This is a genomic window from Paucibacter sp. M5-1, assembly GCF_027498415.2.
GTDB lineage: Bacteria > Pseudomonadota > Gammaproteobacteria > Burkholderiales > Burkholderiaceae_C > Roseateles_E.
Window position 1 is genome coordinate 597,620 of the sequence record NZ_JAPZLM020000001.1, and the last position, 22,734, is coordinate 620,353.

Consider the following 22,734-nt stretch of genomic DNA (forward strand, 5'->3'; position numbering starts at 1 on the left):
CGGTCTCTCCTGTCAGCGAATCATCGCCAGCGTGCTGTCGAACAAGGCATTGGCCACCGCGACGACCTTCATATTGGCCTCGTACATCTGCTTGTACTGCATCAGGCTGATGGCCTCTTCGTCGTTGTTGACGCCGCTGGTGGACTTCCAGCTTTCCTCGGCCTGGTCGCGCACCGTGATCGCGGTCTTCTGCGCGGCGATGTTCTGCTGGCTCTGCACGCCCAGCTTGCCGACCAGCTGGGTGTAGACATCGCCCATCACGGTCAGCTTGCCGTCGACGCTGATGGTCTGGCTCTTCAGCCCGATCAAGGCCTTCAGATTGCTGCTGTCACCGATCGCACCGCCCGGCGCGGCAAAGGCCAGCTGCGTCGCGGTGAGGCCGGTCAGCTTGAGCTTGCCGCCGCTGTAGTCGAACAGCGGTTGGCCCGGGCCGACGACCGGTGGCGCGGAACCGGCCGCGAGCTGGGTGTTGAAGCTCGTCGCAATGCCCTGGGCCAGCTCGCCGATCGAGCTCTGCATCGGCTTGAGCACCTGGGTCTCGAAGTCCTGCAGCCCGCCGAGCTGGCCGCCCAGGTTCTGGCCCAGCACCTTGAAGCTGCTGTTGGCAAAGCTCAGCTCCAGGTCGCCGGCGTTCTGGCTCATCACCGCCGCCTCGCTGCCCAGCACCAGCGGCTGGCCGTTCTTCAGCGAGACGCTGATCGTGCCGTCCGGCTGGTTGACGACCTGCAGGCCGGCCAGCGAGGACAGCGCATCGACCTGCTGGTCGCGCGCATCGAGCAGGCCCGAGGTGTTGATGCCGGTGGCCTGGGCCGCGGCGATCTGCTTGTTCAGCAGCGCGATGCTCTGGGTGTGGCTGTTGACCTGGTCGATGGCCGCGCCGCGCTGTGCGAGCAGCGCGCTCTGCTGGCCGCTCAGCAGGCTTTGCAGGCTGCCGACGCGCTTGACCAGGCCGTCGGCCGCCGTGATCACCTGCTCGCGCAGCGGGCCCGAATCGGGCTGCACGCTGGCGGCATTGAGCGCGGCAAAGAAGGCATCGAGCCCCTGGTTGATGTTGGAGGTGTCGTCCGACATCACCTGCTCCAATTGGTTCAGATAAGGTTGGCCGGCCTTGTACTGGCCCAGATTCGAGGCCGCCTGCCACATCTGCAGCGATTTGTAGCCGTCGTTGAAGCGCAGCAGGCCCGAGACGGCCACGCCGGCGCCGGCCGCATTGCTGCTGCCCGACTGGACCGAGCCCAGCAGCACGCCCTGGCGGGTGTAGCCCGGCGTCATCGCGTTGGCGATGTTCTGGCTGTTGGTGTTGAGCGCCGCCTGGGCGGCGATCGCGCCCGACAGCGCGTTGAAGATCATGCTCATGGTTTCATGCCCTGTTTGGACTCATCCCCAGGGGAAGGCGACGCCGCAGCGGCCGGACTTAAACCAGCCGCCGGCAGGATCTGCTTGAGCATCAGGTCGGCGATGCCGAAGGCACGCTGGCCGGCCATCGCATCGGCCACCAGGCCGTCGGCCATGTCCATCATGTCTTCGTTGACCTTGTTCTTCAGCGGGCTGTCATCGTCGGCCAGCGCGCGGGTGGCCGAGCGCATCTGGCTCATCATCTGCTTGATGAAGAAGGCCTCGAACTTCTCGGCCGCCTCGGCGGCGCGCGCCTGAAGGCGGATCGCGTCGGCATCGGCGCCAGTCGCGGCGGGATTCAGTGGTGTGTCGATTTTCAGCATCAGATCACCTGCAATTCGCCTTCGATCGCGCCGGCCTGGTCCAGGGCCTGCAGGATGGCCATCAGATCGTCCGGGTTCGCGCCAATGCTGTTGATCGTGTCGACGATGGCCTGCAGGCTGGCGCCGGCCGGCCAGCGCAGCATGCGGCCATTGCCCTGGTCGACCGCGACGCGCGACTGCGGTGTCACCTGGGTCTGGCCCTGGCTGAAGGGCTGGGGCTGGCTGACCTGGGGCCGCTCGCTGATGACCACCTTCAGCGAGCCATGCGAGACCGCCGCCGGCTTGACGCGCACGCCCTCGGCGATCACCACCGTGCCGGTGCGCGAGTTGAAGATGACCTTGGGCAGCTCGGCGCCGACCTCGACCTTGAGCGCCTGGAGCCCGGCCATGAAGGCGACGCGCTGGGTCGGGTTGGCGGGGGCCTGCACCTCGACGCTGGTGGCGTCGCGGGTGCTGGCAATCTCGCCGTAGCGGCGGTTGATGGTCTCGACGATGGAGGTGGCGGTCTGGAAGTTGGGACGCTTCAGGCTCAGCTGCACGCTGGGCCGGCTGTCGAAATCGCTCTCGATCTCGCGCTCCACGGTCGCCCCGTTCGGGATGCGGCCGGTGGTGGGGGTGTTGACGGTGACGCTGGAGCCGCTCTGGCCCTGCGCATTGAGACCGCCGACCACCAGATTGCCCTGGGCCAGCGCATAGACCTCGCCGTCGGCCGCATGCAGCTGGGTCAAGAGCAGCACGCCGCCGCGCAGGCTCTTGGCATCGCCCAGCGAGGACACGGTCACATCGATGGGCTGGCCGCGCCGGTAGCCGCTCGGGAAGGTGGCGCTGACCATCACGGTGGCGACGTTCTTGCTCTTGGCCTCGGTGCGCTCGGGCTGCTTGACGCCGAACTGCTTGAGCAGATTGTTGATCGACTGGCCCGAGAACTTGACCTGGGTGCTGTCGCCGCTGCCGTTCAGGCCGACCACCAGGCCATAGCCGAGCAGCTGGTTGTCGCGCACGCCCTCGATGCTGACCAGCTGGCCCAGCGCCTGGGCCGCATGGCCGGGCAGGCTCAGCAGGCCAGCGGCCAGGCTCAAGGCCAGGATGCAGATGCTCTTCATCGCTTGTCTTTCTTCAGAATGGCATCAGCGCGCTGACAAACCAGCGCGTCAGCCAGCCGGGGGTGTTGGCCTCGGCCATATGGCCGGTGCCGCTGTAGCTGATGCGGGCATTGGCGACGCGCTGCGAGGAGACGCGGTTGTCGTTGTCGACATCGGCGGCGCGCACATAGCCGCCCAGCCGTATCAGCTCCTCGCCCTGATTCAGGTAGACGCTTTTCTCGCCCTGCACCTTCAGCAGGCCGTTGGGCAGCACCTCGTGGACAACCACGGTGATCGCGCCCTGCAAGGTGTTCTGCTGGCTGCTCGACGAGCGGCCGTTGAAGTCGCGCTGCGCCTCCAGCGAGCCGTCCGAGGACTTGTCGCGCAGGCTGGCCGAGAAGCCGGCGCTGCTGTTCTTGCCGAGCTGGGTGCCGGCGCTCTTGCTGGCCTGGGTGGTTTCCATCAGCACCACGGTCAGCACATCGCCGGCGCGGAAGGCGCGCGTGTCGGCGGTCAGGCTGGCGGTGCGGCCGGCGACGAAAACGCCGCCGGCGCGTGCCTTGGCCGAGACCTGGGCCAGCGCCGGCAGCGGGGCCGGCTCGGCCTCGGGCAGCGCCGGCGGCTGCAGGCTGGCGCAGCCGCCCAGCAGGGCCGCGACGATGAGGAGCGAGCCGCCCGCGCGCATCAGCGCACCGCCTGCGACAGGTACTGCAGCATACTGTCGGCCGCCGACAGCACCTTGGTGTTCATCTCGTAGGTGCGCTGGGCAGCGATCATGTCGACCATCTCCTCGACCACCTGCACATTCGAGCCTTCCAGCGCGCCCTGCTTGAGCTTGCCCAGACCATCGGCCCCCGGCACGCCCTCGGTCGGTGCGCCGCTGGCGGTGGTTTCCTGGTAGATGTTGTCGCCCAGGGCCAGCAGGCCGGTCGGGTTGACGAAGCTCGTCAGGCGCAGCTGGCCCAGCTCGGTCGGTGCGGCGGCGCCGGCCACGGTGGCGCTGACGGTGCCGTTCTCGGCAATCGTGATCGCGGTGGCATTGGCCGGCACGGTGATCTCGGGCTGCAGGCGCAGGCCCTGGGCGTTGGTCAGGCGGCCTTCCGAGTTGACCTGCAGCTGGCCGGCGCGGGTGTAGGCCGGGCGGCCGTTCGGGCCCTCGACCTGCAGAAAGCCCTGGCCGACGATGGCCACATCCATGCTCTGGCCGGTGGTCTGCAGGCTGCCGCTGGTGAAGACCTTCTGCGTGCCGACCATGCGCGTGCCATTGCCCAGCTGCACGCCGGCCGGCGCGGCCGCACCGTCCTCGCCGGCGGCGCCGGGCTGACGCTCGACCTGGTAGAACAGGTCCTCGAACATCACCCGGTCGCGCTTGAAGCCCACCGTGTTGACATTGGCCAGGTTGTTGGCGATGGCCTGCAGCTTGGCGTCTTGCGCCTGCACGCCGGTCTTGCTGATCCACATTGCTGGGTTCATCGTGTACTCCTGTGTTGCTTACTCACGCACCAGGCGGTTGCCTGCGTCGGCCATGCTGTCGGCGGCCTTGAACAATTTCATCTGCAGCTCGAAATCGCGCGCCAGGCTCATGGTCGTGACCATCTCCTCGACGGCCGAGACATTGCTGGACTCGAGCCGGCCGCTGCCGACGCGCACCGTCTCGTCGGCCGCCAGCGCCGCGCCGTCGCGGCCGACCAGCAGGCCGGCCTCGTTCTTGATCAGCTGCGCGAACTCGGGCTTGACGAGCTTGAGCTTGTCGACCGGCTGCAGCTCGGCGGTGCCGGGCGTCTGGATCGAGATCGTGCCGTCGGCGCCGATCTCGACCTTGCTGTGCGGCGGCAAATTGATCGGCCCGCCGTCGCCCAGCACCGGATGCTTGCCCAGCAGCAGATTGCCCTCGGCATCCAGCGTGAAGTTGCCGGCGCGGGTATAGGCCTCGCCGGCTTGATTGCCTTGGCCATACTGCACGGCGAACAGGCCCTGGCCCTGCAGCGCGACATCGAGCTCGCGCCCGGTTTCGCGCTGCGTGCCCTCGCGGGCGCTGACCACATCGCTGACCAGCTCGTTCAGATGCCGTGCCGCATAGCCATAGCCCTCGACCTGGCGGGCGTTGGACTGCTCGATATTGGCGCGAAAGCCCGGAGTCTCCAGATTGGCCAGATTGTTGGCATGCACCTGCTGAGCGCGCTGCACGCGCTCGGCGCCGCTCATCACGGTGTAGATCAGAGCGTCCATGTCAGCGCCCGCACGGCCGCCCGAAGGGCGCTGAACGCCCCCTCAGGGGGCAATGAACGAAGTGAGTGTGGAGGCTCATGTTCAGACAGCCTGCATCAGGTTCTGCATCATCTCGTTCTCGGCCGAGATGACCTTGGTGTTGGCCTGGTAGTTGCGTTGGGCCGACATCAGATTGACCAGCTCGCCGGTCATGTCCACGTTGGATTGCTCGATAGCGGCAACGGTCAGCTTGGAGGCCGTGGCCGAGCCGGGGCGTGAGAACAGCGCGGCGCCGGTGGCGTCATTGGCCTCCCAGCTGGTGTCGTTGACGGCCTGCAGCGCGTTCTCGTTGGCGAAGGTCGCCAGTGCCAGGGTGCCGACGGTCTGCTTCTTGCCGTTGCTGTAGCTGGCGACGATGCTGCCGTCGTCGGTGATCGCGGTGCCGGTCAGCGTGCCGGCGGCATAGCCGTCGGCGGTGTTGGTCAGCGTCGTCGTGTCACCGGCGTACTGGGTCGTGCCCTTGTAGTCGATATCGAAGCTCAGCGGCGCGGCGCCGCCGGCGATGGCCACCGGGCCGAAGGTCACCGGGGCGAGCGGGCCGGTCAGCTTGCCGTTGCCGTCAAAGCCCAGCGCCTGGGTGGCCGGCTGCATCGCGCCGTCGAAGCTGTAGCGCACCGTCACCGCATTGGCGGCGGTCTTGACAAAGTACTGGGTCACCTTGTGCACGCTGCCCAGCGAGTCATGCACCACCGAGGTGATCGAGCTGTTGAAGGTCGTCGGGTCATTGGCATTGAAGGCCGGCAGCGGGCCGGGCGCGCCGGGCACGGTCCAGTCGGCCGACAGATTGCCGTTGAATGCCAGCTTGGTGCTGGCTTCGGCGCCGATCTGGCCGGTCGGCACCTTCAGATCGCCAAGCGCCCCCAGGCCCGCGCCCGGGACCGGCTTGCCGGTGGCATCGACCACCACGCCATAGCCCTGGGCCTTGCGGCCGTTGGCATCGACGACGAAGCCGTCCTTGTCGACATTGAAGATGCCCACGCGGGTGAAGACCTGCTGGCCGGAATCATCCTTGACGGCGAAGAAGCCGCGGCCCTGGATCATCGCGTCCATGCCGCGCCCGGTGTTGAACAGGCCACCGCTCTTCTCGATGCTTTGCGACATCGAGCTGAGTTCGGCGCCGTTCATCTGCGTGCCCGAGTACATGGCCGAGAAATTGGCGCGGCTGGATTTGAAGCCGTAGGTGCCGGAGTTGGCGATGTTGTTGCTGATGGCTTCCAGGCTGCCGCTGACCGCGTTGATGCCCGAGCGTGCGATTTCGAAACTCATGATATGCCCTTCGCGTGAATTTAGGAGTTGGCCGCGGCGCGGCCCTTGAATTGGGTGATGGCGGCCGGCGTGATCTCGCCCAGCGCGCCCAGCTGCAGCAAGGCGCCGCCGTCGCCGGTCAGGCGCACGCTGCGCAGCTCGGCGACGACTTCGACCGCCGTGGCCTGCTTGGATTCGTTCTCGATGCGCACCTGGTAGCTGCCGCTGGCCAGGCCCAGCGCGGCCGGGTCCAGCTTGTAGCTGTTGGCGCCGGCGGTGCGCGGGCCCAGATCGACGCGCTTCTCGACGCCATCGGCGCCCTTGAGCACCAGCGTGGCCGGGTTGGCATTGCCGTCCAGCGTGAAGTGGGTGTCGACCGGCTGCTTGTCGAGCTTGAGCTGCTCGACGCGCGCCTGCACGGTGGAGCCGACCTGGGCGCCCAGGGTCAGCATCTGCAGGCTGGACAGCATGCCGGCATTGCTGGCGCCCTGCGCGGTCAGCTGCTGCAAGGTCTCCATCTGGCTCAGCTGGGTCAGCTGGTTGACGAACTCGCTGGGGTCGGTCGGCTCCAGCGGGTTCTGGTTCTTGATCTGGGCCACCAGCAAGGTGGTGAACAGCTGCGAGACCTCGCCATTGCTGCCGACGGCCTTGCTGGCGGCGCCGGCGCTGTTGCTGCTGGTGTCGTTCGTGACCGCGCTCATTGGCCCTCTCCCAGGCGCAGCAGCGACTGCTGCATCGCCTTGACACGGCCCAGCACCTCGACATTGGTCTCGAAGGCGCGCGAGGCCGACATCATGTCGGTCATCTCGGCGACCGGATTGACGTTCGGATAGAACACCTCGCCGGCCTCGTTGGCCAGCGGATGCTCGGGCTCGTAGACCTTGCGCAGCGGCTCGTCGCTCTCGACGACGTCCAGCACCTGGACGCGGCTGCCGGCCAGCTGCTGCTCGCCCAGGCCCTCGCGGGCGGCCAGCGCGGCGAACACCGGCTTGCGGGCCCGGTAGGTGTCGGCCTCGGAGCCCGAGGCCGACTGCGCATTGGCCAGATTGCTGGCGATGGTGTTCAGACGCGTGGTCTGGGCCGACATGGCCGAGCCCGCGATCTGGCTGATCTGCTTGAATGACATCGCCGCTCCTTACTGTCCGTTGATGGCCTTGGCCAGGCCTCTGAGCTTCATGTTCAGAAAGGTCAGGCTGGTCTGGAAATCCGAGGCGTTCTGCGAGAACGCCGCCTGCTCGACGCCCAGCTCCACCGTGTTGCCGTCCTGGGCCGCATGGAAGGGCACGCGATACTGCAGGTCCTCGCCCTCGGTATCGAGCAGCAGGCCATCACGGTTGTCCTGATGGGCCTGGCGCAGGGTGGCGGCAAAATCAATGTCTCGCGCCTGATAGCCGGGTGTGCTCTCATTGGCGATGTTGGAGGCCAGCACCTTGGTGCGCTCGGCGCGCACACGGAGCGCGTCGGCGTGCTGGCCCATCGCCTTGCTGAAATCAATACTCATGCTTTGTTCCCCAAGAAATCTGATGCTGGCCAGCATGCTGGCCGTGACTATCGGCGATGTCGGCGCTGCCGCGACACGCGGTCTCGTCGACAGCGTGAACGAATTCGCCGAGCGGCTTGTGTTGGAGCAGGCCCAGCGCCAGGGCTGGCTGGAACCGCAGCTGCGCCTGACGCCGACCGCCAAGCCCAGCAGCGCGCCGCCCTGCCCCAGTGGCTGGCAGATCGAGGCGCTGGACACCCGCTATCTGAGCCGGCTGCGCTTCTCCGCCCACTGCCCGGACCGTGCGGCGGCGCCCCTGCAGGTGCTGCTGCTGCGCGGCCAGCTCAGCGCCGAGGTGCTGGTGGCGGCCCAGGCGCTGCGCCCCGGTCAGCTGATCACCGAGAGCGATGTGCTGCTGGAGCGGCGTGACATCACGAACGCGCCCGAGGCGCTGTCGCAGTTCGACGCGGTGCTGGGCCAGAGCCCGCGCACCAGCCTGCGTCCGGGCCAGCTGCTGCTCAGACGCCAGCTGCAGGCGGCGCTGCTGATCAAGCGCGGCCAGAAGGTCAGCATCGTCGCGCGCAACGGCGGCATCGAGGTGCAGGCGGCCGGCGAGGCGCTGGACGCCGGCGCGCTGGGCGCGCAGATCCGCGTGCGCAATCTGGCCAGCGGCCGCGTCATCAGTGCGCGCGTGCTGGATGAGGCTCAGGTCGAACCGGCCCTGCGCTGAAGCCGGCATCATCGCCCACCCGCCTTGATGCGCTGGGCCGTCGCGGCCAGCTTGTCGGCATAGGCCGGGTCGGTCGCATAGCCGCCCTGCTGCAGCGCCCGGCCATAGGCCTGGGCGTCGGCGCCGGTCTGCAGCGCAGCCTGGTAGCGCGGGCTGTTCAGCAGCAGCTGGGCAAAGTCGTTGAAGGCCTGGGCCGGTCCGGCATAGCTGCGGAAACCCTCGCGGCGCTTGCTCGGCGCGCCCTGCTCGTACTCGGTGGTCAGCACCTCGGCGACCTCGCCGCGCCAGCTCGCGCCGGCCTTCAGCGCGAACAGATTGTGGCTGTCACTGCCGTCGCTGCGGCGTATCGGCTTCTGGCCCCAGCCCGATTCCAGCGCCGCGTGGGCGGCCAGCACCTCGGGCGCGACGCCCAGGCGCTGGCCGGCCTGCTCGGCCAGCGGCGCGATCTCGCGCAAAAACTCCTGCTGGCTCGGGCTGGGTGCGGCGGCATTGTTCTCGACGGGCTCCCCGCTGGCCTGCAGCTGATGCCACAGACCTTCGGGGCTCAGCGCCGCGGCACGCAGCGGCGGCGTGGTCGACGTGCTGCCGCTGCCGTTCTCGATGAACTGGCTGACCTCGCCATGCAGCTGCCGATACAGGCCGGAGAACTCGCCGCCGGCGCGCACCGCGCCGCCGGCCGGCAGGGCCGGAAAGCCGGCGCCGATCTTGAAATCAGCATTCAGCATAGGTGGCCTCCTCGACGCCCAGCACCCGCTGCATCAGCGCATGCTGGTCGGTGATCAGCTGGCAGTTGCGCAGGTTCAGGGCCTTGCACTCGATGACTTGCTGCTCCAGGCCTTGCCAGGCGGCCGCCAGCGTCTGGGCGCTGGCGCCCGACAGGCGCTGCAGCAAGGCCTCGACACTGGGCTTGCTGTTGCGACCCAGCAGGGCCAGCAGCAGCTCGCTGCGCACCGCGCGGCGCTGGTCGAGCTGCTCGACCAGGGCCACGATGTCGGCGGCCAGCGCGCCGAGCTGCTCGCTGCGGTGGCGCAGCGCGGCCTGGAACTGTTCTTCGAGCAGCTCGCGCAGGCGGGCGTAGGCCGAGCGATCCGCATGCAGATCGCGCAGCAGCCGCGCCAGCACCTCGGCGACCTTGCTCATCCCCGCCCCCCGTGGAAGCGCTGGATCAGCTTGGCCAGGCGGCCGGCGTCGAAGGTGATCTCGCCGCGGGCCAGGGCCTCGCGCAGCATGTCCACCTTGGCCTGGTCGATCTCGGGCATCTCGGCCAGCGCCGCCTTGGCCGGCTGCAAGGTGCTGGACTCCAGCGCCGCGTCGGCGGCCGTGGCCGCGCCCAGCACGGCCGGCGCGGCCTCGCGGGTCTTGCCGATCTCGATCTTGTCGGCCAGCTTGTCGAGCGGCTGGCCGTTCTGTCCTGTGACTCTCATACGATCACCTCTTGCTTTGGTACGCATGGCCGGTCCTCAGTTCGCCGGCGGGCTTTGCAGGACCCGGCGCAGCTCGCGCATGGCCTCGGGGGTTTCGGCGCTCAGGCCGTCGGCGACGGGCAGACTCTGGCGCGGCGCGCCGAACATCGAGGCCATCAGCTGCGACTGACGATGGGTCAGCACCATCAGCTCGATACGGCGGTTGATGGCCGCGTTCGGATCGCGCTCGTCCAGCGGCGCGGCGTCGGCCATGCCGCTGACCTGCATCACGCTGCGCTCGGCCATGCCGCCTTCGAGCAGATGAAAGCGCGCCGCCATCGCGCGGTGGCTGGACAGCGCGGTGTTGGAGAAGGCGCCGATGCTGCGGCCGCGATACTGCGAGGCATCGGTATGGCCGACGATCAGCAGCGGGTTTTCGACCTTCGCGAACACCGCACCGAGCTTGCGCAGCAGTGCACGAAAGCGCTGGTTGGGCATCGCGCTGCCACGGTCGAACATGCCCTCGGCATCGGTGTCGTGCAGCATCAGGCGCAGGCCTTGCGGCGTGATCGCGGTCTGCAGATTGCCTTGCAGCCCCTCCTCGGCGCTGGCGCGCTCGATCAGGCGCGCCAGATCGCGGAACTCGGCCGGGCTCTCGTAGTGCTTGACGGCCTGCGGGTCGTCGAGGTTCTCGCTGCGGCCGCGCATCAGCTCCTGCTCGCGCGCCGGCACCGGGTGGCGCTCGATCAGGCTGCCCTTCATGCCGGCGGCGATCGCATTACTGGTGCCGCTGCCTTCGCCCAGCATCTTGCTGCCATTGCTCTGCAGCACCTGCTGCATCGCCTCGGTCTCGCGCGAGGCCAGCAGCCACAGCACCAGGAACAGGCACAGCAGGGCCAGGCAGAAGTCGGCGAAGGCGACCTTCCAGGCGCCGCCGTGGCCTTCGTCGTCGTGCTTGCGCGACACGCGCTTGACGACGGTCTGGTGGTGATCGGCCTTGGCGCCGACCTTGCTACTAGGCAGCACGGCGCTCTCCCGGCATGCGGTCGGTGGCGCGGCGGCGCGGCGTCGCCTCGGCGTCGCCGGCGTCCTGCATCTTGTCGATCCAGCCCTCCAGCACCGCGAAGCTGGGCTTGATGTTCAGCTGCACCAGGCGGCGGCCGGCATCGATGGCCAGCAGCGGCGGCTTGCCCGAGACATGGGTGACCAGCACGACCTTGACCGATTCCATCGCAGCCATCTCTTCGTTGACCTGCTGCTTCATCATATTGCTCAGCGGGTCCAGCACCGCATAGCAGAAGAAGATGCCGATGAAGGTGCCGACCATGGCCGCGGCCACCATCAGCGCGATCTGGCCGGTGTCGGCGCCCTCGGCTACCGAGCTCATCGCCATCACGATGCCCAGCACGGCGGCCAGGATGCCGAAGCCCGGCATCGCCTCGCCGATCTTGTGCAGCGACTTGGCCGGCTGGGCCAGCTCGTCATGGATGGCCTCCAGCTCCTGCTCCAGCACGCCCTCGAGCTCGTGGGCATTGATCTTGCCCATGGCCATCAGGCGGAAATTGTCGACGATGAAGTGCAGCAGCTTGGGCTCGTCCAGGATCAGCGGATAGCGCTTGAACAGCACGCTTTCGTGCGGCGCCTCGACGTGGGCATCCAGCGCCTTCAGGCCGCCGGCCGCCGTCTGCAGCAGCTCATACATCAGCAGCAGCAACTGGCGCTGGAACTCCTCGCCGGCCTTGCGCGGCATCATCACCTTCTTGAGCTGCAGCATCATTTCCGACAGCACATGCTTGGGGTTGCCCAGCACGATGGCGCCCAGGCCAGCGCCCAGGATGATCAGCAGCTCGACCGGCTGCCAGATCACCTTGAAGCTGCCGCCGTGCAGCATGAAGCCGCCGAAGACACAGCCCAGCACGATGACGATTCCAATGAACGGCTGCATGGTTGTTGCTACTTTCTTGAATCAGGCTTGCTGCAGGAAGGTTTTCATCTTCCGCAGCGCGCCCTTGTTGATCTGCGAGACGCGCGCCTCGGTGAGGTCCAGCACCGCGGCGATTTCCTTCAGGCTGGCGTCGAATTCGTAATAGAGCTGGATGACCTTCTGCTCGCGCTCGTCCAGGCTGGTCAGCGCCTGCTCGATGCTGCGGCTGATCATCAGCTGGGCCTCGGGTGTGCGGCTCTCGCTGGGCAGATTGCTGAGCTCCTGGACCAGCTCGTCAAAGCTGGCCAGCTCCTCAGCCACCTCGGCCTGCTGGTAGGCGGACCAGGCCTGCGGCGTCAGCTTCAGATGCCCGAGGATCTCGGCCTCGCTGGGCTCGTGGCCCAGCTTGCGGGTCAGCGCGCGCAGCGCGTCGCGCAGCTTGTGGCTGTCCTGGCGCACCGAGCGCGGCCGCCAGTCCTGGCGGCGCAGCTCGTCGAGGATGGCGCCGCGCACGCGCAACGCGGCAAACGCGCCGAAGGCCTCATCGGGCTCGCCATAGCGGCGCAGCGCTTCGAGCAGGCCCATCAGGCCGATCTGCTCCATGTCCTCGCGGTCCATCACCGCGCTGGCCTGGGCATTGAGCTGGCGCGCGATGCGCTTGACCAAGGGGGCATACGCGCGCAGCTGGCGCTGCTCGAAGTCGGGCCCCAGGCCGGCATGCGCGGCATGGGCGGCCTGATTCAGCTCGGCGTAGGCGGTGGCTTGCATGGCGCGGTCGGCTGGGCTTACTCGATGATCAGCTTGCCGATCAGGGCTTCGGCAAAGGGCGGCTCGCGCTGCTCGGCCGCATAGTTGGCCTGGTAGGCCTTGTTCAGCTCATCGGCGAACTGCGCCACCGTCATGCCTTGTGCCGTCTCCACCGTGTACTCGGACAGCGCCTTGACCGCGATCGTGCGCAGCAGCGGCAGATGCTCCTTGGCGCGCTTCTCCTGCTCGGGCAGCGCCTTGAACACGACATCGATGGCCATGTAGTGCGAGACCGTCTCGCCGGCACGGCCGCGCAGCATGATCAGCACCTTGTCCAGGGTCACGTATTTGTAGTCGGGCGCCGGTTTGGCCGGTGCTTCGGCGATGGCCTTGCCGGACTTGTCGGGGCTCGGCGCCTTGTTGGCCATGCTCCACCAGACGGCGGCGCCGGCGCCGGCCGCAGCGAGCAGGCCCACCAGGGCCACGATCAGAATCAGTTTGAAATTTTTCATGGGCTTGTCCGTCGGTTCAGGCCGGGGTGTCGGCGGCGGTCAGCGAGCTCGCGAAGGCGCGGGCGGCGGCCTCGTCCTCATGCAGACCGCGGCCCGGGCGGCGTTGCTGATCGCGTTGGTCCTGGGCCTGCTGCTGGGAGGGCTGCTGCTGCGCATCGCGACCGGCCTGGCGCGCGTCGTCACCGCCGCGTGCGGTCTGCGTCACCTGCACTGTCACCTCGCCGCTGTGGCGCTGCACCAGGTCCTGGCGCAGGCCGTCGCTGACCTGATGCAGCTGGCGCGCCACCTCGCCGTGGCTGGCGCTCATGCGCACCTGCAGCTCGCCGGCCTGCTGGCGGATCGCGATCTCGACCTGGCCCAGCATCGGCGGGTCCAGCTTGATCACGGCCTGCTCGCTGCGGGCGGCGATCTGCAGCTGCAGACGGTCGCCCAGGGCCTGCAGCAGCGGCTGCTGCCATTGGGTGGGTTCGCCCTTCAGCACCAGCGCAGGCGCGGGGCCGGCCTCGCTGGTCGGCAGCGCCGCCGCCACGACGACCGCCGCCGGCCTGACGCCGTCGATGCCGCTGGGCGCCGGCAGTGTGAGCGCCGCTTCGAAACTGGCCGACGGCGCACTGTCCGCCGTGCCGACGGACTTGGCACCGATGGCGGCGGTTGGGAGTGCGGTCAGCAGTGTCGACTCGGCCGCTGCGGCGGACGGCTTGTCGGGCACGGCGGCGGCGGTCGAAGCGACAGGCACCGACGGCATGCCGGCTGCCGGCATGGCCGCAGCCTGCGCCGCTACCGGAGGCTGCCACAGGCCCAACGCCGCCAGTACATGGCTGGACTGGGCCTCCAGAACCGGCTCGGCCGCGCTCTGATCGGTTTCAGTTTCTTGCCCTGCTTCGGTCGTCGGTTCGCCGGCCGCTGCCAGCACGGCGCTGTCTGCGGCCGGCGGGGTCGCAGGCTCTACCGTGGTCGGCAGCGCTGCCGGCTGCTGCTGCAGCAGCGCAACGTCCTGCTGCAGCGCCAGCGTGTTGGCGAAACCGGGCTGGCCCAGGTTCTGACCGAGCGGCTGGGCCGCATTGAGCAGCACGCCACCGTTGAGGCCAGGCAGCAGTGGGGTGCTGGCGCCGGTGTTGAGCAAAAGAGTGTTGCTATTCATGCGCGGGCCTCCTCGTCCTGGGCGCTGTCGGACCAGTTGCTGCTCTCGGCATAGGCCTGCCAGCGGCCTTGGCCGGCACGCATCTGCTCCAGGGTCTGGGACAGGTTCTGCAGCTCGGCGGCGCAGTGCAGGCGGGCGTCCTGGTGCTGGCGCTGCAGGGCCTGCAGCGCGCCGCGTTCGGCCGTGCTCCAGTCGGCCACATCGGCCCAGTCGCGCAGCGCCAGGGCCAGCTCGCGGTCCAGGCGGGCCAGGGCCTGCCAGTCGCGTGCGCCGCTGGCCTGCTTCAGGCCGCGACCCAGGCGTTCGATCAGGGGCATGCGCTCAGCCATGGCTGTTCGCCTGCACGCCTTGCCAGCCGCTGCGGATATTCGCCAGCAGGCCGCTCACCTCGTCGACGATGGCGACATTGAGTTCGACGCCGGCGCGGTACAGGCGCTCGGCGCAGTAGTCATAGAGACGGGCGAGGTTGTGCACCACCTCGCTGCCGGCGTCCACGTCCAGCGCGCTGGACAGGCCGTTGATGATGTTGACGCACTTTTCCAGGCTGCTGGCCTTGAGCTCGTAGCGGCGGGCCTCGATATGGCCGCGGGCGCGGGCCAGTTCATCGATCAGGCCGTCCATCAGGACCAGCACCAGCTGCACCGGCGAAGCCTGGGCGGTCTGGGCCTTGAGATTGACGGCTTGGTAGCTTTGGTAGGCGTCGTAAGTCATCGTTTATGAGTTCGGTAAGCTCAGCGAGCTGAACAGGCTGGTGGTATCGGCCATCTGCGCCTGCACCTGCTGCAAGGCGGTGAACTGCTTCAGATAGCGTTGGTAGGACTGCTCGTACTGGTTGTCGAGCCGGGTCTGGCGTTCGCCGATGGCCTTCTGCTGCGACTGCACCGAGCTCTTGCGCTGCGCGATCTGGCCCGAGACGCTGTTGGTCCACTGGTCGACCGCGACGCTGAAAGCCCCCAGCACGCCGCTGCCCGAGCTCAGCGAGGACTTGCCGAACACCTGGTCCAGCGCATCGGGCTTGGTCGCCAGCGTCTTGTTGAGCTTGGTGCTGTCCAGGCTCAGCTGACCGTTGCGGTCGGCACTGATGCCCAGGTCGCGCAGGGCCAGGCCGCCGAAGTCCTGGCGCAGGATGTTGTTCAAGCGGCTGCGCAGCGAGCGCACGCCGGCATCGGTGGCGAAGGCGGCCGAGGCGGCGCCGTCCTTGCCGGCGGCGGTCAGCTCGCTGAGGCTTTTCTCCAGCGCGTTGTAAGCATCGACAAAGCTCTTCACCTTGGCCGTGGTCGCGCTCTCGTCCTTGGCCACGGTCAGCACATCGGGTGCGCCGCTGCTCAAGGCCTTCAGCGTGACGCTGACGCCGGGAATGGACGTCAGCTCATTGCTGCCCTGCTTGATCTGGATGCCCGAGCCCTGGGCTCCCATCCAGACCACCGCGTCCTGGGCCGCCGTCAGCTGCAGCTTCTTGGCCGGGTCTTCCAGCGCGCTGCGCAGCGCGCCGGCCGGGATGCCGCTGGTGTCCAGGCTGATCGCGCCGCCCTCGCCGCTGACGCCCGAACTCAGGCTCAGCTGCGACTGGCCGCCGGCCGTGATCACCTGGGCCGTCACCGAGCCGGCATTGCCGCTGGCCTGGTTGATCGCGCGCGCCAGTTCGACCTGGGACAGGCTGCCATCGTTGTCGGCATCGGCATTGGCCAGATTGACGACGAAGTTGCTGCCATTGGCCAGATTGACCGACATATTCAGCGGCCCTGCGGGCCAGGCCGACACATCCTGGGCGGGCACGTCCTTGAAGGCGATCTGATGCGAGCTGGCCAGCTTCTCGACGAAGATCTGGTAGCTGCCCGGCAGCGCCGTGGAATCGGCCTTGGCCGTGCCGGTGGCGGTGTTGGCAAAGCCGGCGCTGAGCTGGGCCAAGCCGTTCTTGCCGGTGGTCAGGGCCTTCATCGCCGTGTCGAAGCCCTGCAGCGAGCTTTGCAGCTTGCTCAGCGCGGTCGACGTGGCCTGGCTGGTCTTGTTCTGCGCCGTCAGCAGGCTCTGGGTCTGCTGGGTGTAGGCGGTCGCCAGCTGGGTGGCCAGGGTGGACGGGTCGAAATTAGCCATGACGTGCTCCTGCAAGGTGTTGGGTAGGACTACCTTGCTTCAGGGCGACTCCTTCGCCCTGGCACTTAAATTGCTGAGGGTTTGTCATGCCAGCCCCCGCTGCCAGACCTGGCTGGCCAGATCGTCCTGGAACTTCTGCTGCTGACGCTCCTCGGCCTGCTGAGCCCGCGAGACGACGCGGCCCAGCAGCTGGCCATAGGCCTCCTGCTTGCGCGCCACGGCCAGCATGGCCTGGCGTTGCACCGCGATATCGGCCTCGTGCAGGGCCAGATCCTGGCGCTGCTGTTCGGCCCATTGCAGCACCGCCTGCTTGTAGGCGGCGCTGTTGGCCGCGAGGCTGGGCACGGCCGTGCCGGTCGGGCCGATCTGCTGGCTCAGCTGCTCCAGCCGCGTCACCATCGCCGCCTGGCGGTCGCGCAGCTGCTGCTTGGCGGCCAGTTTCGCCTGGTGCTGCTCCAGCTCGCGCTCGCGCAGCTCGATCAGGCGGCTCAGGCTGTTTTGCATCGGTGCCTTCTTGCTCATGCCAGCAACTCCTCGAGCTGCTGCAGGGTCTCGGCCAGCGGCGCCGCCTCGTTGACACCCTGATGCAGAAAGGCCTCGATGCGCGGGAACAGCGTCACCGCCCGGTCGGTCAGCGGGTCGGCGCCGGGCACATAGGCGCCCAACGGCATCAGCTCGCGCACCTGCTCGTAGCGGGCGGTCAGCTGCTTGAGCAGGCGGGCGGCCTGCTGGTGCGGCTTGGCGGCCACCAGGGCCATGCAGCGGCTGATCGACTGCGAGATGTCGATGGCCGGGTAATGGCCGCGCTCGGCCAGCGCGCGCGACAGCACGATATGGCCGTCGAGAATCGCGCGGGCCGTGTCGACCACCGGGTCCTGCTGGTCGTCGCCCTCGGCCAGCACCGTGTAGATCGCGCTCATGCTGCCGCGGTCGTGCTCGCCGTTGCCGGCGCTCTCGACCAGCTCGGGCAGCAGGCTGAAGACCGAGGGCGGGTAGCCGCGCGTGGCCGGCGGTTCGCCCAGCGCCAGCGCCACCTCGCGGCGGGCCATCGCATAGCGGGTCAGCGAGTCGACCAGCAGCAGCACATGCTGGCCCTGATCGCGGTAATGGGCGGCAATCGTGTGGCACAGCTCGGTGGCGCGCAGCCGCATCAGCGGCGACTCGTCGGCCGGCGCCACGACGACCACGGCGCGCGCCAGGCCGGCCGGGCCCAGCGACATGTCGATGAACTCGCGCACCTCGCGGCCGCGCTCGCCGATCAGGCCCACCACCACCACATCGGCGACGGTCTGGCGCGTGATCAGGCCCAGCAGCACGCTCTTGCCGACGCCCGAGCCGGCCATCAGCCCGACCCGCTGGCCGCGGCCCAGCGTCAGCATGCTGTTGATCGCGCGCACGCCGACATCCAGCGGCTCATGCACCGGTGTCTTCTTCAGCGGATTGACCTTGGGCGGCTGGGCCGGCAGCGGGTGCTCGCCGCCGAGCCGGCCGAGGCCGTCGATAGGCTCGCCCAGGCCGTTGACGATACGACCCAGCCACGAGGGGCCGATCATCAGGCTGCGGCTCTCGGGCGCCGGCAGCACGCGGGCGCCGGTGGAGAGGCCGTCGGGCTTCTTGAAGGGCATCAGATAGGAGACCTGGTCGCGGAAGCCGACCACCTGGGCCGCGATCCATTCGCCGTCGGCGCCCTCGATCATGCAGCGCTGGCCGGTGCGCAGCGCGCAGCCCGAGCTCTCGAGCAGCAGGCCCGAGGCGCCGACCAGGCGGCCGGTGGGCGTGGCCACCGGCACGGTGCCCAGCTCGACGCGACGCAGTGCGGCGGCGATCATGCGCGCTGCTCCTGTGATTCGTCATGCGGCTGTTCGATCATCTGCGCCTTGACCTGCTCCATGCAGGCGGCCAGGCGCTGGCGGCAGCCGGCATCGGCCTCGCGGCCGCCGGCATGCAGACGGCATTCGCCGCTTTCCAGCTTCGGGTCGGGCAGCAGGCTCCAGGCCTGGGCGCGCTCGGGCGCCAGCTCGCTGATGCGGCGCAGGTCTTCGGGGTTCAGGAACACCTCGACCCCGTCGCGGGCGATCGGCATGCTGGCCAGGGTCTCGTCGACCAGGGCCAGCAGCTGCGAGGGCTGCAAGGTCAGCTCGGCGCGGATCACCTGGCGGGCCACCTTCTCGACCAGCTCGACCACTTCCTTGCGGGCCGCCGCCTGCAGCTCGATCTGCAGCGCCTTCAGCTCGCCGAACAAGGCATCGACCGGCTGGGCCAGATGCTCGAAGCGCTCCTGCACCTCGCGCCGCCCCTGGGCCAGACCCTGCTCGCGGCCCTGGGCCTGGGCCTCGTCGCTGCCGGCCTGCAAACCGCTGGCATAGCCTTCTTCATAGCCCTTGGACAGGCCCTCCTGGAAGCCCTCGGCCAACGCGGCCTGCAGCTGCGCCGGCGAGCTCTGCTCGACCTCGCGCCGCGCATGCAGCTGGGCTAGCGGCGGAAAGCGGTGCGGACGCAGGACCGGCTTCATTCGACGGTGGCCTCGGCAAACAGCTGGACCTGGATCTCGCCGGCATCGACCAGGGCCTTGACCTGGGCCATCACCTCGTTGCGGGCGGCTTCGGCACGCGAGCGCGGCACCGGGCCGCTGCGGCGTATCAGGTCCTCGAAGCTCTGGGCCTGGCGGCGCGGCATCGCGGCCAGGATGGCGTCGCGCACGGCCGGCTCGGCCCCCTTCAGCGCCACGGCCCACAGCTCCAGCGGCACTTCCTCGATCACGCGGGTCAGCACCGTCTCGCTCTGGCGCGACAGGATGAAGAAGTCATACATGCTGACCTCGATCTCGTTGACCACCTCGGGGTCATGGGCGCGCAAGAGCTCGACCATCTGCTGGCGTTCGCTCGGCAGGCGGTTCAGGATCTCGGCCGCCTGCTTGACGCCCTCGACGCTGGCGCCCTGCTGGCCCAGGCCCATCAGGCAGCGCTCGACCAGCTCTTCGAGCTCGCCCAGCAGCTCGGCATCGACCTCGGACAGGCGCGCCACATTCAGCAGCACCAGATCGCGGCCCTGCTCGGGCAGCGCCGCGATCACATCGCTGGCCTGGGTCGAGGGCAGGAAAGCCAGGAACACGGCCTGCATGCGCACATGCTCGCGGGCGATGTGGTCGGCCAGCCATTTCGGCGAGGCCCATTGCAGGCGCTGCATCTTGGGCCGGATCGCCTCGCCGTAAATGCTGTTGAGCACGCTGGTGGCGATATCGCCGCCCAGCGCCAGGTCCAGCGAGCGCTTCAGATAGCTGCGCGAGGCGCCGTGCACACCGCTTTGCTCGCGGTAGTCATCGAAGAAATGCTGGATTGCAGTCTTGACCCAGTCGACCTTGATGCCGCTCATGCGCGACATCACCTGGGTGACGTCCAGCAGCTCTTCGCGCGACAGGCAGCGCAGCACGGCCGAGGCCGGCTCCTCGCCCATGCTCAGCAAGACGATGGCGGCCTGCTCGACCGGGGTCAGGCCGGCGGCCGTGGTGGCAGGGATGAAATCAGTCATTGCGGACATTCTTCTTTTGCACCCATTGCTTCACCACCTCGGCAACGCGCTCCGGCTCCTTGGCCGCCAGCACCTTCAGGTGGTCCACCAACACATCCACCGGCGAGCCGGGGGGCGGCAATTCATAGTTCTCCAGCAGCGGCACGACCGACATCGGCTCGTTGGCGGCATCGGCGGCCGGGGCCGGCAGAGCGCCGCGCTCGGTCGTCTCGCCGCCGGCCAGTGCAGCGGGCTCCAGCGGGGTCAGCGCCGTCGTGCCGCCTGCTGCAGCGGTGGCCGGTGCCAGCCGGGCCTGAGCCAGGCGCAGCAGCGGGCGGGCCAGCAGCAAGTAGCCCAGCAGCGCGGCCAGTGCATAGGCCAGCCAGCCGCTGAAATCCAGAATCGTGTCGCGCTGCTGATACCAGGGCTCGGGCAGCGCCGGGGTCGGGAAGCTCATCGGCGAGACGGTCAGCTTGTCGCCACGCTCGGTGTTCACGCCCAGGCCGCTGACCAGCAGCTTCTCGACCTTGGCGATCTCATCGGGGGTCCAGGTCTTGCCCGCACCGTTCGCGCCGGCCGGGCCGGGCGCGGCCGCATTGTTCAGCAGCACCGCCACATTCAGGCGCGCCAGCCGGCCGCGGCTGCGCTTGATCTGGGTGATGTTGCGGTCGTAGGCGTACTGGCGGGTCGCGGCGTTCTTGCGCGCGCTGCCGGTATTGGCTTCCGGGGCCGAGGCGGACGGATCGGCCGCATTGACCGGGCGGTTGCTCAGCGAGCCCGGAATACCCAGCGCGATGCGCTCGCGGTCCTGCTCCTCGCGCATCGCCTCATTGGTCAGCTTGGGCGCATCACCATACTGCTCGCGGGTTTCCTGGATGCGGTCGTTGTCGACCTCGGCGGTGACCGAGAGGCGGTAGTTGTCCTCGCCGAGCACCGGCGCCAGCAGATCGCGCACATTGCGGCGCACCTCGTCCTGGTAGCGCTTGGCCGCCTCGTTGCCCTGGTTGGCCTCGAAGCCTTCGCTCAGATCGACACGGGCCGACAGCAGATTGCCGGCCTGGTCGACCAGGCTGACGCGCGCCGGGTCCAGGCTGGCGACGCTGCCCGACACCATATTGATGACGGCGGCGATCTGCTCGTTGCTGAGCGTGCGGCCGGGCTTGAGCGCCAGCACCACCGAGGCCGAGCTCTTCTGGCCGTCGCTCAGCACAAAGGAGGAGGACTTGACGATCGACAGGTGCACGCGCGCGCTGTCGACCCCGTCCAGTGTCAGCATGCTTTGCGCCAACTCGCCTTCGAGGCCGCGGCGGAAACGCACGTCCTGCACGAACTGGCTGACGCCCAGCGGGTCGTTGCGGTCCATCAGCTCCAGGCCGGCCGGCAGCTTGGCGACCACGCCCTTGGCGGCCAGCAGCATGCGCACCCGGCCCAGCGCGCTGTCGGGCACCAGCACCTGGCCGGTGTCGGGATGCAGGCGGTAGGCGATCTGCTCGGCATCCAGCACCGCCAGCATCTCGGCGGTGGCGACGCGCTCGCGCTGGCCGAACACCGGTTTGTACGAGGCCTGATCGCGCCACATCAGCATCAGCGCCAAGGCGGTGCCGGCCACGGCCAGGGCCAGCACGGGCGCCATGCCCTTGGCCAGGCCGGCAGGCAAGGCGGGGCGTGAGTTCCAGGCCGGGCCCAGGCGGGCCATCAGGGGTTTGAGCATGGTGATGTGCGTGTTTGTTCTTGGCAGGTGGTTGCGGCGTTCAGCACGCTCAGAGCTGCAGCTTGATCAGCTCGTCGACCGCGCCGACCACCTTGTTGCGGACCTGCATCAACATCGAGAAGGACAGGCTGGCGTTCTGGCTGGCCAGCATCGCGCCGACCAGGTCATCGCTCTCGCCGTTCTCGACCGCAGTCATGCGGGCCGCCGCATCCTGGTCCTTGCTGTCGACCTGGCGCAGCGCCAGTTCCATGCTGTGGGCAAAGCCCTGGCCGTCGGCCTCGCCCGGGCCCGAAGCCAGGCGCAGCGCGTCCTGCTCGATGCGGGCCAGTTCGGACTGCAGCGAACCCAGACTGCTGGCGGCGCTTGAAGTGACAGACATCGATCAATCCTTGGGCAATGCAATAAGCGCGCGGCGCTTACCGACGTGTTCAGGCCTTGCCTTGAAAACCAAGGCAGCGAGATATTCTGGTATTACCGAGTGGCCGGATCAAACCGGCATGCCGCGCGCGGCGGCGCCTCAGTCAGGATTCAGATGAAACAATTTCGATACTCCCTGTGGTGGCATTCGCTCGGCACTTTCCGGTATTCATATCGGGCTGCCTGTTATGGAGCGAAAGCTTAGATTGATATCGACCGTGCGACCGGAAAATAAAGGGTCGACAGGCCGGCGTATTCATTGGATGCCAGCATCATCTGGTTATGGCTCGATAACCATCGATGGTTTGTGCGAATACTGGAGAAAATGCCGGAGCCAATGCTTGCACCACGGCCGAGCCGGCGCGGCGAAGCCATGCCTGGTGCTGCAGCTGAGGAGAAGAGGTGTGTCGCTTGCTCATGGTTGCATCGTCCCGTGAAGGTCTAGCAGGCAAGCCCTGGCGAACGCCATCGAGGTCACAACAGGCTGCGGTGGCAGCCCGGCAGGCATGAAGTCATGCCCTGCCCCATGCATAGCGCGTGGAGCGGCCCACGCAGCGCGTGGAGCGAGCAGACTCAGGTCTGGCAACCCCGCTATCGTTTCCCTGGGTTGGAGAACCCGTGGGTGGTAGACCGGAGGCTTTGCGACCCCGGCTTTCGCTCGGGTGTGCCCTGATGAGACAAACTGTATCCCGGCAGGAGAGCTGCCCACAAGGGTTTTCTGCAGGCCGACGCAAAGCCGACGCAAAGCACGTGAC

28 protein-coding genes and 1 riboswitch are annotated in these 22,734 nt (G+C 68.2%); of the genes, 1 reads left to right on the forward strand and 27 read right to left on the reverse strand.

Going from position 1 to position 22,734, the window contains the following annotated elements; translation table 11 throughout:
* Window positions 1-12: 12 nt before the first annotated feature.
* The 10 genes from flgK to flgB all read right to left on the reverse strand — a co-directional run bounded on the left by flgK (window position 13) and on the right by flgB (window position 7,814).
* Window positions 13-1,356, reverse strand: coding sequence for a flagellar hook-associated protein FlgK (gene flgK, locus O5M90_RS02705; protein ID WP_269841534.1), 1,344 nt, complete (start codon window positions 1,354-1,356; stop codon window positions 13-15).
* Window positions 1,353-1,718 carry a rod-binding protein gene (locus tag O5M90_RS02710; protein ID WP_269841533.1) on the reverse strand — a complete coding sequence of 122 codons (366 nt, stop codon included), beginning with the start codon at window positions 1,716-1,718 and terminating at the stop codon, window positions 1,353-1,355. The genes flgK and O5M90_RS02710 overlap by 4 nt, the downstream gene beginning before the upstream one ends.
* On the reverse strand, window positions 1,718-2,821 hold the full coding sequence (locus O5M90_RS02715; protein WP_269841532.1) for a flagellar basal body P-ring protein FlgI: 1,104 nt from the start codon (window positions 2,819-2,821) through the stop codon (window positions 1,718-1,720). The genes O5M90_RS02710 and O5M90_RS02715 overlap by 1 nt, the downstream gene beginning before the upstream one ends.
* A 13-nt stretch (window positions 2,822-2,834) precedes the next feature.
* Window positions 2,835-3,485 (reverse strand): flagellar basal body L-ring protein FlgH, encoded by a 651-nt coding sequence (flgH, locus tag O5M90_RS02720; RefSeq protein WP_269841531.1) that lies wholly within the window; start codon window positions 3,483-3,485, stop codon window positions 2,835-2,837.
* Window positions 3,485-4,273 carry a flagellar basal-body rod protein FlgG gene (gene flgG, locus O5M90_RS02725; RefSeq protein WP_269841530.1) on the reverse strand — a complete coding sequence of 263 codons (789 nt, stop codon included), beginning with the start codon at window positions 4,271-4,273 and terminating at the stop codon, window positions 3,485-3,487. Before flgG ends, flgH begins: the two co-directional genes overlap by 1 nt.
* 18 nt (window positions 4,274-4,291) lie before the next feature.
* Complete coding sequence (locus O5M90_RS02730; protein ID WP_269841528.1) at window positions 4,292-5,029, reverse strand: flagellar basal body rod protein FlgF; 738 nt, start codon at window positions 5,027-5,029, stop codon at window positions 4,292-4,294.
* A gap of 81 nt (window positions 5,030-5,110) precedes the next feature.
* Window positions 5,111-6,334 carry a flagellar hook protein FlgE gene (locus O5M90_RS02735; RefSeq protein WP_137943407.1) on the reverse strand — a complete coding sequence of 408 codons (1,224 nt, stop codon included), beginning with the start codon at window positions 6,332-6,334 and terminating at the stop codon, window positions 5,111-5,113.
* A 20-nt stretch (window positions 6,335-6,354) separates the two neighbouring features.
* A complete protein-coding gene (locus tag O5M90_RS02740; protein ID WP_269841527.1) occupies window positions 6,355-7,014 on the reverse strand; it encodes a flagellar hook capping FlgD N-terminal domain-containing protein in 660 nt (219 codons plus the stop codon).
* Complete coding sequence (flgC, locus tag O5M90_RS02745) at window positions 7,011-7,439, reverse strand: flagellar basal body rod protein FlgC (RefSeq protein ID WP_269841526.1); 429 nt, start codon at window positions 7,437-7,439, stop codon at window positions 7,011-7,013. The genes O5M90_RS02740 and flgC overlap by 4 nt, the downstream gene beginning before the upstream one ends.
* 9 nt (window positions 7,440-7,448) lie before the next feature.
* Window positions 7,449-7,814, reverse strand: coding sequence for a flagellar basal body rod protein FlgB (flgB, locus tag O5M90_RS02750; RefSeq protein WP_266004826.1), 366 nt, complete (start codon window positions 7,812-7,814; stop codon window positions 7,449-7,451).
* Between the two features lie 22 nt (window positions 7,815-7,836).
* Between flgB and flgA the strand changes: the two genes are divergently transcribed.
* Window positions 7,837-8,523 carry a flagellar basal body P-ring formation chaperone FlgA gene (flgA, locus tag O5M90_RS02755; RefSeq protein ID WP_269841525.1) on the forward strand — a complete coding sequence of 229 codons (687 nt, stop codon included), beginning with the start codon at window positions 7,837-7,839 and terminating at the stop codon, window positions 8,521-8,523.
* Between the two features lie 8 nt (window positions 8,524-8,531).
* Here flgA and flgJ read toward each other — a convergent pair whose 3' ends face one another.
* The 17 genes from flgJ to O5M90_RS02840 form a co-directional block, all read right to left on the reverse strand.
* Entirely contained in the window at window positions 8,532-9,248 is a 717-nt protein-coding gene (flgJ, locus tag O5M90_RS02760) for a flagellar assembly peptidoglycan hydrolase FlgJ (RefSeq protein WP_269841524.1), read from the reverse strand.
* Entirely contained in the window at window positions 9,235-9,663 is a 429-nt protein-coding gene (flgN, locus tag O5M90_RS02765; RefSeq protein ID WP_269841523.1) for a flagellar export chaperone FlgN, read from the reverse strand. Before flgN ends, flgJ begins: the two co-directional genes overlap by 14 nt.
* Complete coding sequence (gene flgM / locus O5M90_RS02770) at window positions 9,660-9,947, reverse strand: flagellar biosynthesis anti-sigma factor FlgM (protein WP_440401805.1); 288 nt, start codon at window positions 9,945-9,947, stop codon at window positions 9,660-9,662. The genes flgN and flgM overlap by 4 nt, the downstream gene beginning before the upstream one ends.
* Window positions 9,948-9,983: 36 nt before the next feature.
* The gene (locus O5M90_RS02775) at window positions 9,984-10,952 is read right to left on the reverse strand and encodes a flagellar motor protein MotB (RefSeq protein WP_269841522.1); all 969 of its coding nucleotides are present in this window, start codon (window positions 10,950-10,952) and stop codon (window positions 9,984-9,986) included.
* Window positions 10,942-11,871 (reverse strand): flagellar motor stator protein MotA, encoded by a 930-nt coding sequence (motA, locus tag O5M90_RS02780; RefSeq protein ID WP_137943416.1) that lies wholly within the window; start codon window positions 11,869-11,871, stop codon window positions 10,942-10,944. Before motA ends, O5M90_RS02775 begins: the two co-directional genes overlap by 11 nt.
* A 21-nt stretch (window positions 11,872-11,892) precedes the next feature.
* On the reverse strand, window positions 11,893-12,618 hold the full coding sequence (locus O5M90_RS02785) for a FliA/WhiG family RNA polymerase sigma factor (protein WP_137943417.1): 726 nt from the start codon (window positions 12,616-12,618) through the stop codon (window positions 11,893-11,895).
* A gap of 17 nt (window positions 12,619-12,635) precedes the next feature.
* On the reverse strand, window positions 12,636-13,109 hold the full coding sequence (locus tag O5M90_RS02790) for a flagellar basal body-associated FliL family protein (RefSeq protein WP_262972889.1): 474 nt from the start codon (window positions 13,107-13,109) through the stop codon (window positions 12,636-12,638).
* 16 nt (window positions 13,110-13,125) lie between these two features.
* A complete protein-coding gene (locus O5M90_RS02795) occupies window positions 13,126-14,250 on the reverse strand; it encodes a flagellar hook-length control protein FliK (protein WP_269841521.1) in 1,125 nt (374 codons plus the stop codon).
* A complete protein-coding gene (locus O5M90_RS02800) occupies window positions 14,247-14,567 on the reverse strand; it encodes a hypothetical protein (RefSeq protein WP_269841520.1) in 321 nt (106 codons plus the stop codon). Before O5M90_RS02800 ends, O5M90_RS02795 begins: the two co-directional genes overlap by 4 nt.
* 4 nt (window positions 14,568-14,571) lie before the next feature.
* A complete protein-coding gene (gene fliS, locus O5M90_RS02805; protein ID WP_137943420.1) occupies window positions 14,572-14,961 on the reverse strand; it encodes a flagellar export chaperone FliS in 390 nt (129 codons plus the stop codon).
* Window positions 14,962-14,964: 3 nt separating this feature from the next.
* On the reverse strand, window positions 14,965-16,344 hold the full coding sequence (fliD, locus tag O5M90_RS02810) for a flagellar filament capping protein FliD (protein WP_269841519.1): 1,380 nt from the start codon (window positions 16,342-16,344) through the stop codon (window positions 14,965-14,967).
* A gap of 84 nt (window positions 16,345-16,428) precedes the next feature.
* Window positions 16,429-16,866: a flagellar FliJ family protein gene (locus O5M90_RS02815; protein WP_269841518.1), complete on the reverse strand. Its 438-nt coding sequence runs from the start codon at window positions 16,864-16,866 to the stop codon at window positions 16,429-16,431.
* Window positions 16,863-18,173 (reverse strand): flagellar protein export ATPase FliI, encoded by a 1,311-nt coding sequence (gene fliI, locus O5M90_RS02820; RefSeq protein ID WP_269841517.1) that lies wholly within the window; start codon window positions 18,171-18,173, stop codon window positions 16,863-16,865. Before fliI ends, O5M90_RS02815 begins: the two co-directional genes overlap by 4 nt.
* Window positions 18,170-18,856 carry a flagellar assembly protein FliH gene (gene fliH, locus O5M90_RS02825; protein WP_269841516.1) on the reverse strand — a complete coding sequence of 229 codons (687 nt, stop codon included), beginning with the start codon at window positions 18,854-18,856 and terminating at the stop codon, window positions 18,170-18,172. Before fliH ends, fliI begins: the two co-directional genes overlap by 4 nt.
* Window positions 18,853-19,872 (reverse strand): FliG C-terminal domain-containing protein, encoded by a 1,020-nt coding sequence (locus O5M90_RS02830; protein WP_262972882.1) that lies wholly within the window; start codon window positions 19,870-19,872, stop codon window positions 18,853-18,855. Before O5M90_RS02830 ends, fliH begins: the two co-directional genes overlap by 4 nt.
* Window positions 19,865-21,562, reverse strand: a complete 1,698-nt coding sequence (gene fliF / locus O5M90_RS02835) for a flagellar basal-body MS-ring/collar protein FliF (protein WP_137943426.1) — start codon at window positions 21,560-21,562, stop codon at window positions 19,865-19,867. Before fliF ends, O5M90_RS02830 begins: the two co-directional genes overlap by 8 nt.
* A 49-nt stretch (window positions 21,563-21,611) precedes the next feature.
* Window positions 21,612-21,941, reverse strand: coding sequence for a flagellar hook-basal body complex protein FliE (locus O5M90_RS02840; protein ID WP_269841515.1), 330 nt, complete (start codon window positions 21,939-21,941; stop codon window positions 21,612-21,614).
* Between the two features lie 616 nt (window positions 21,942-22,557).
* A riboswitch (cyclic di-GMP riboswitch) is annotated at window positions 22,558-22,658 on the reverse strand.
* Between the last annotated feature and the right edge of the window lie 76 nt (window positions 22,659-22,734).

Bases quoted from the DNA above. Each gene is read 5' to 3' on its own strand.
- flgK (WP_269841534.1), bottom strand. From the start codon at position 1,356: ATGAGCATGATCTTCAACGCGCTGTCGGGCGCGATCGCCGCCCAGGCG.
- O5M90_RS02710 (WP_269841533.1), bottom strand. From the start codon at position 1,718: ATGCTGAAAATCGACACACCACTGAATCCCGCCGCGACTGGCGCCGAT.
- O5M90_RS02715 (WP_269841532.1), bottom strand. From the start codon at position 2,821: ATGAAGAGCATCTGCATCCTGGCCTTGAGCCTGGCCGCTGGCCTGCTG.
- flgH (WP_269841531.1), bottom strand. From the start codon at position 3,485: ATGCGCGCGGGCGGCTCGCTCCTCATCGTCGCGGCCCTGCTGGGCGGC.
- flgG (WP_269841530.1), bottom strand. From the start codon at position 4,273: ATGAACCCAGCAATGTGGATCAGCAAGACCGGCGTGCAGGCGCAAGAC.
- O5M90_RS02730 (WP_269841528.1), bottom strand. From the start codon at position 5,029: ATGGACGCTCTGATCTACACCGTGATGAGCGGCGCCGAGCGCGTGCAG.
- O5M90_RS02735 (WP_137943407.1), bottom strand. From the start codon at position 6,334: ATGAGTTTCGAAATCGCACGCTCGGGCATCAACGCGGTCAGCGGCAGC.
- O5M90_RS02740 (WP_269841527.1), bottom strand. From the start codon at position 7,014: ATGAGCGCGGTCACGAACGACACCAGCAGCAACAGCGCCGGCGCCGCC.
- flgC (WP_269841526.1), bottom strand. From the start codon at position 7,439: ATGTCATTCAAGCAGATCAGCCAGATCGCGGGCTCGGCCATGTCGGCC.
- flgB (WP_266004826.1), bottom strand. From the start codon at position 7,814: ATGAGTATTGATTTCAGCAAGGCGATGGGCCAGCACGCCGACGCGCTC.
- flgA (WP_269841525.1), top strand. From the start codon at position 7,837: ATGCTGGCCAGCATGCTGGCCGTGACTATCGGCGATGTCGGCGCTGCC.
- flgJ (WP_269841524.1), bottom strand. From the start codon at position 9,248: ATGCTGAATGCTGATTTCAAGATCGGCGCCGGCTTTCCGGCCCTGCCG.
- flgN (WP_269841523.1), bottom strand. From the start codon at position 9,663: ATGAGCAAGGTCGCCGAGGTGCTGGCGCGGCTGCTGCGCGATCTGCAT.
- flgM (WP_440401805.1), bottom strand. From the start codon at position 9,947: ATGAGAGTCACAGGACAGAACGGCCAGCCGCTCGACAAGCTGGCCGAC.
- motA (WP_137943416.1), bottom strand. From the start codon at position 11,871: ATGCAGCCGTTCATTGGAATCGTCATCGTGCTGGGCTGTGTCTTCGGC.
- O5M90_RS02785 (WP_137943417.1), bottom strand. From the start codon at position 12,618: ATGCAAGCCACCGCCTACGCCGAGCTGAATCAGGCCGCCCATGCCGCG.
- O5M90_RS02790 (WP_262972889.1), bottom strand. From the start codon at position 13,109: ATGAAAAATTTCAAACTGATTCTGATCGTGGCCCTGGTGGGCCTGCTC.
- O5M90_RS02795 (WP_269841521.1), bottom strand. From the start codon at position 14,250: ATGAATAGCAACACTCTTTTGCTCAACACCGGCGCCAGCACCCCACTG.
- O5M90_RS02800 (WP_269841520.1), bottom strand. From the start codon at position 14,567: ATGCCCCTGATCGAACGCCTGGGTCGCGGCCTGAAGCAGGCCAGCGGC.
- fliS (WP_137943420.1), bottom strand. From the start codon at position 14,961: ATGACTTACGACGCCTACCAAAGCTACCAAGCCGTCAATCTCAAGGCC.
- fliD (WP_269841519.1), bottom strand. From the start codon at position 16,344: ATGGCTAATTTCGACCCGTCCACCCTGGCCACCCAGCTGGCGACCGCC.
- O5M90_RS02815 (WP_269841518.1), bottom strand. From the start codon at position 16,866: ATGAGCAAGAAGGCACCGATGCAAAACAGCCTGAGCCGCCTGATCGAG.
- fliI (WP_269841517.1), bottom strand. From the start codon at position 18,173: ATGATCGCCGCCGCACTGCGTCGCGTCGAGCTGGGCACCGTGCCGGTG.
- fliH (WP_269841516.1), bottom strand. From the start codon at position 18,856: ATGAAGCCGGTCCTGCGTCCGCACCGCTTTCCGCCGCTAGCCCAGCTG.
- O5M90_RS02830 (WP_262972882.1), bottom strand. From the start codon at position 19,872: ATGACTGATTTCATCCCTGCCACCACGGCCGCCGGCCTGACCCCGGTC.
- fliF (WP_137943426.1), bottom strand. From the start codon at position 21,562: ATGCTCAAACCCCTGATGGCCCGCCTGGGCCCGGCCTGGAACTCACGC.
- O5M90_RS02840 (WP_269841515.1), bottom strand. From the start codon at position 21,941: ATGTCTGTCACTTCAAGCGCCGCCAGCAGTCTGGGTTCGCTGCAGTCC.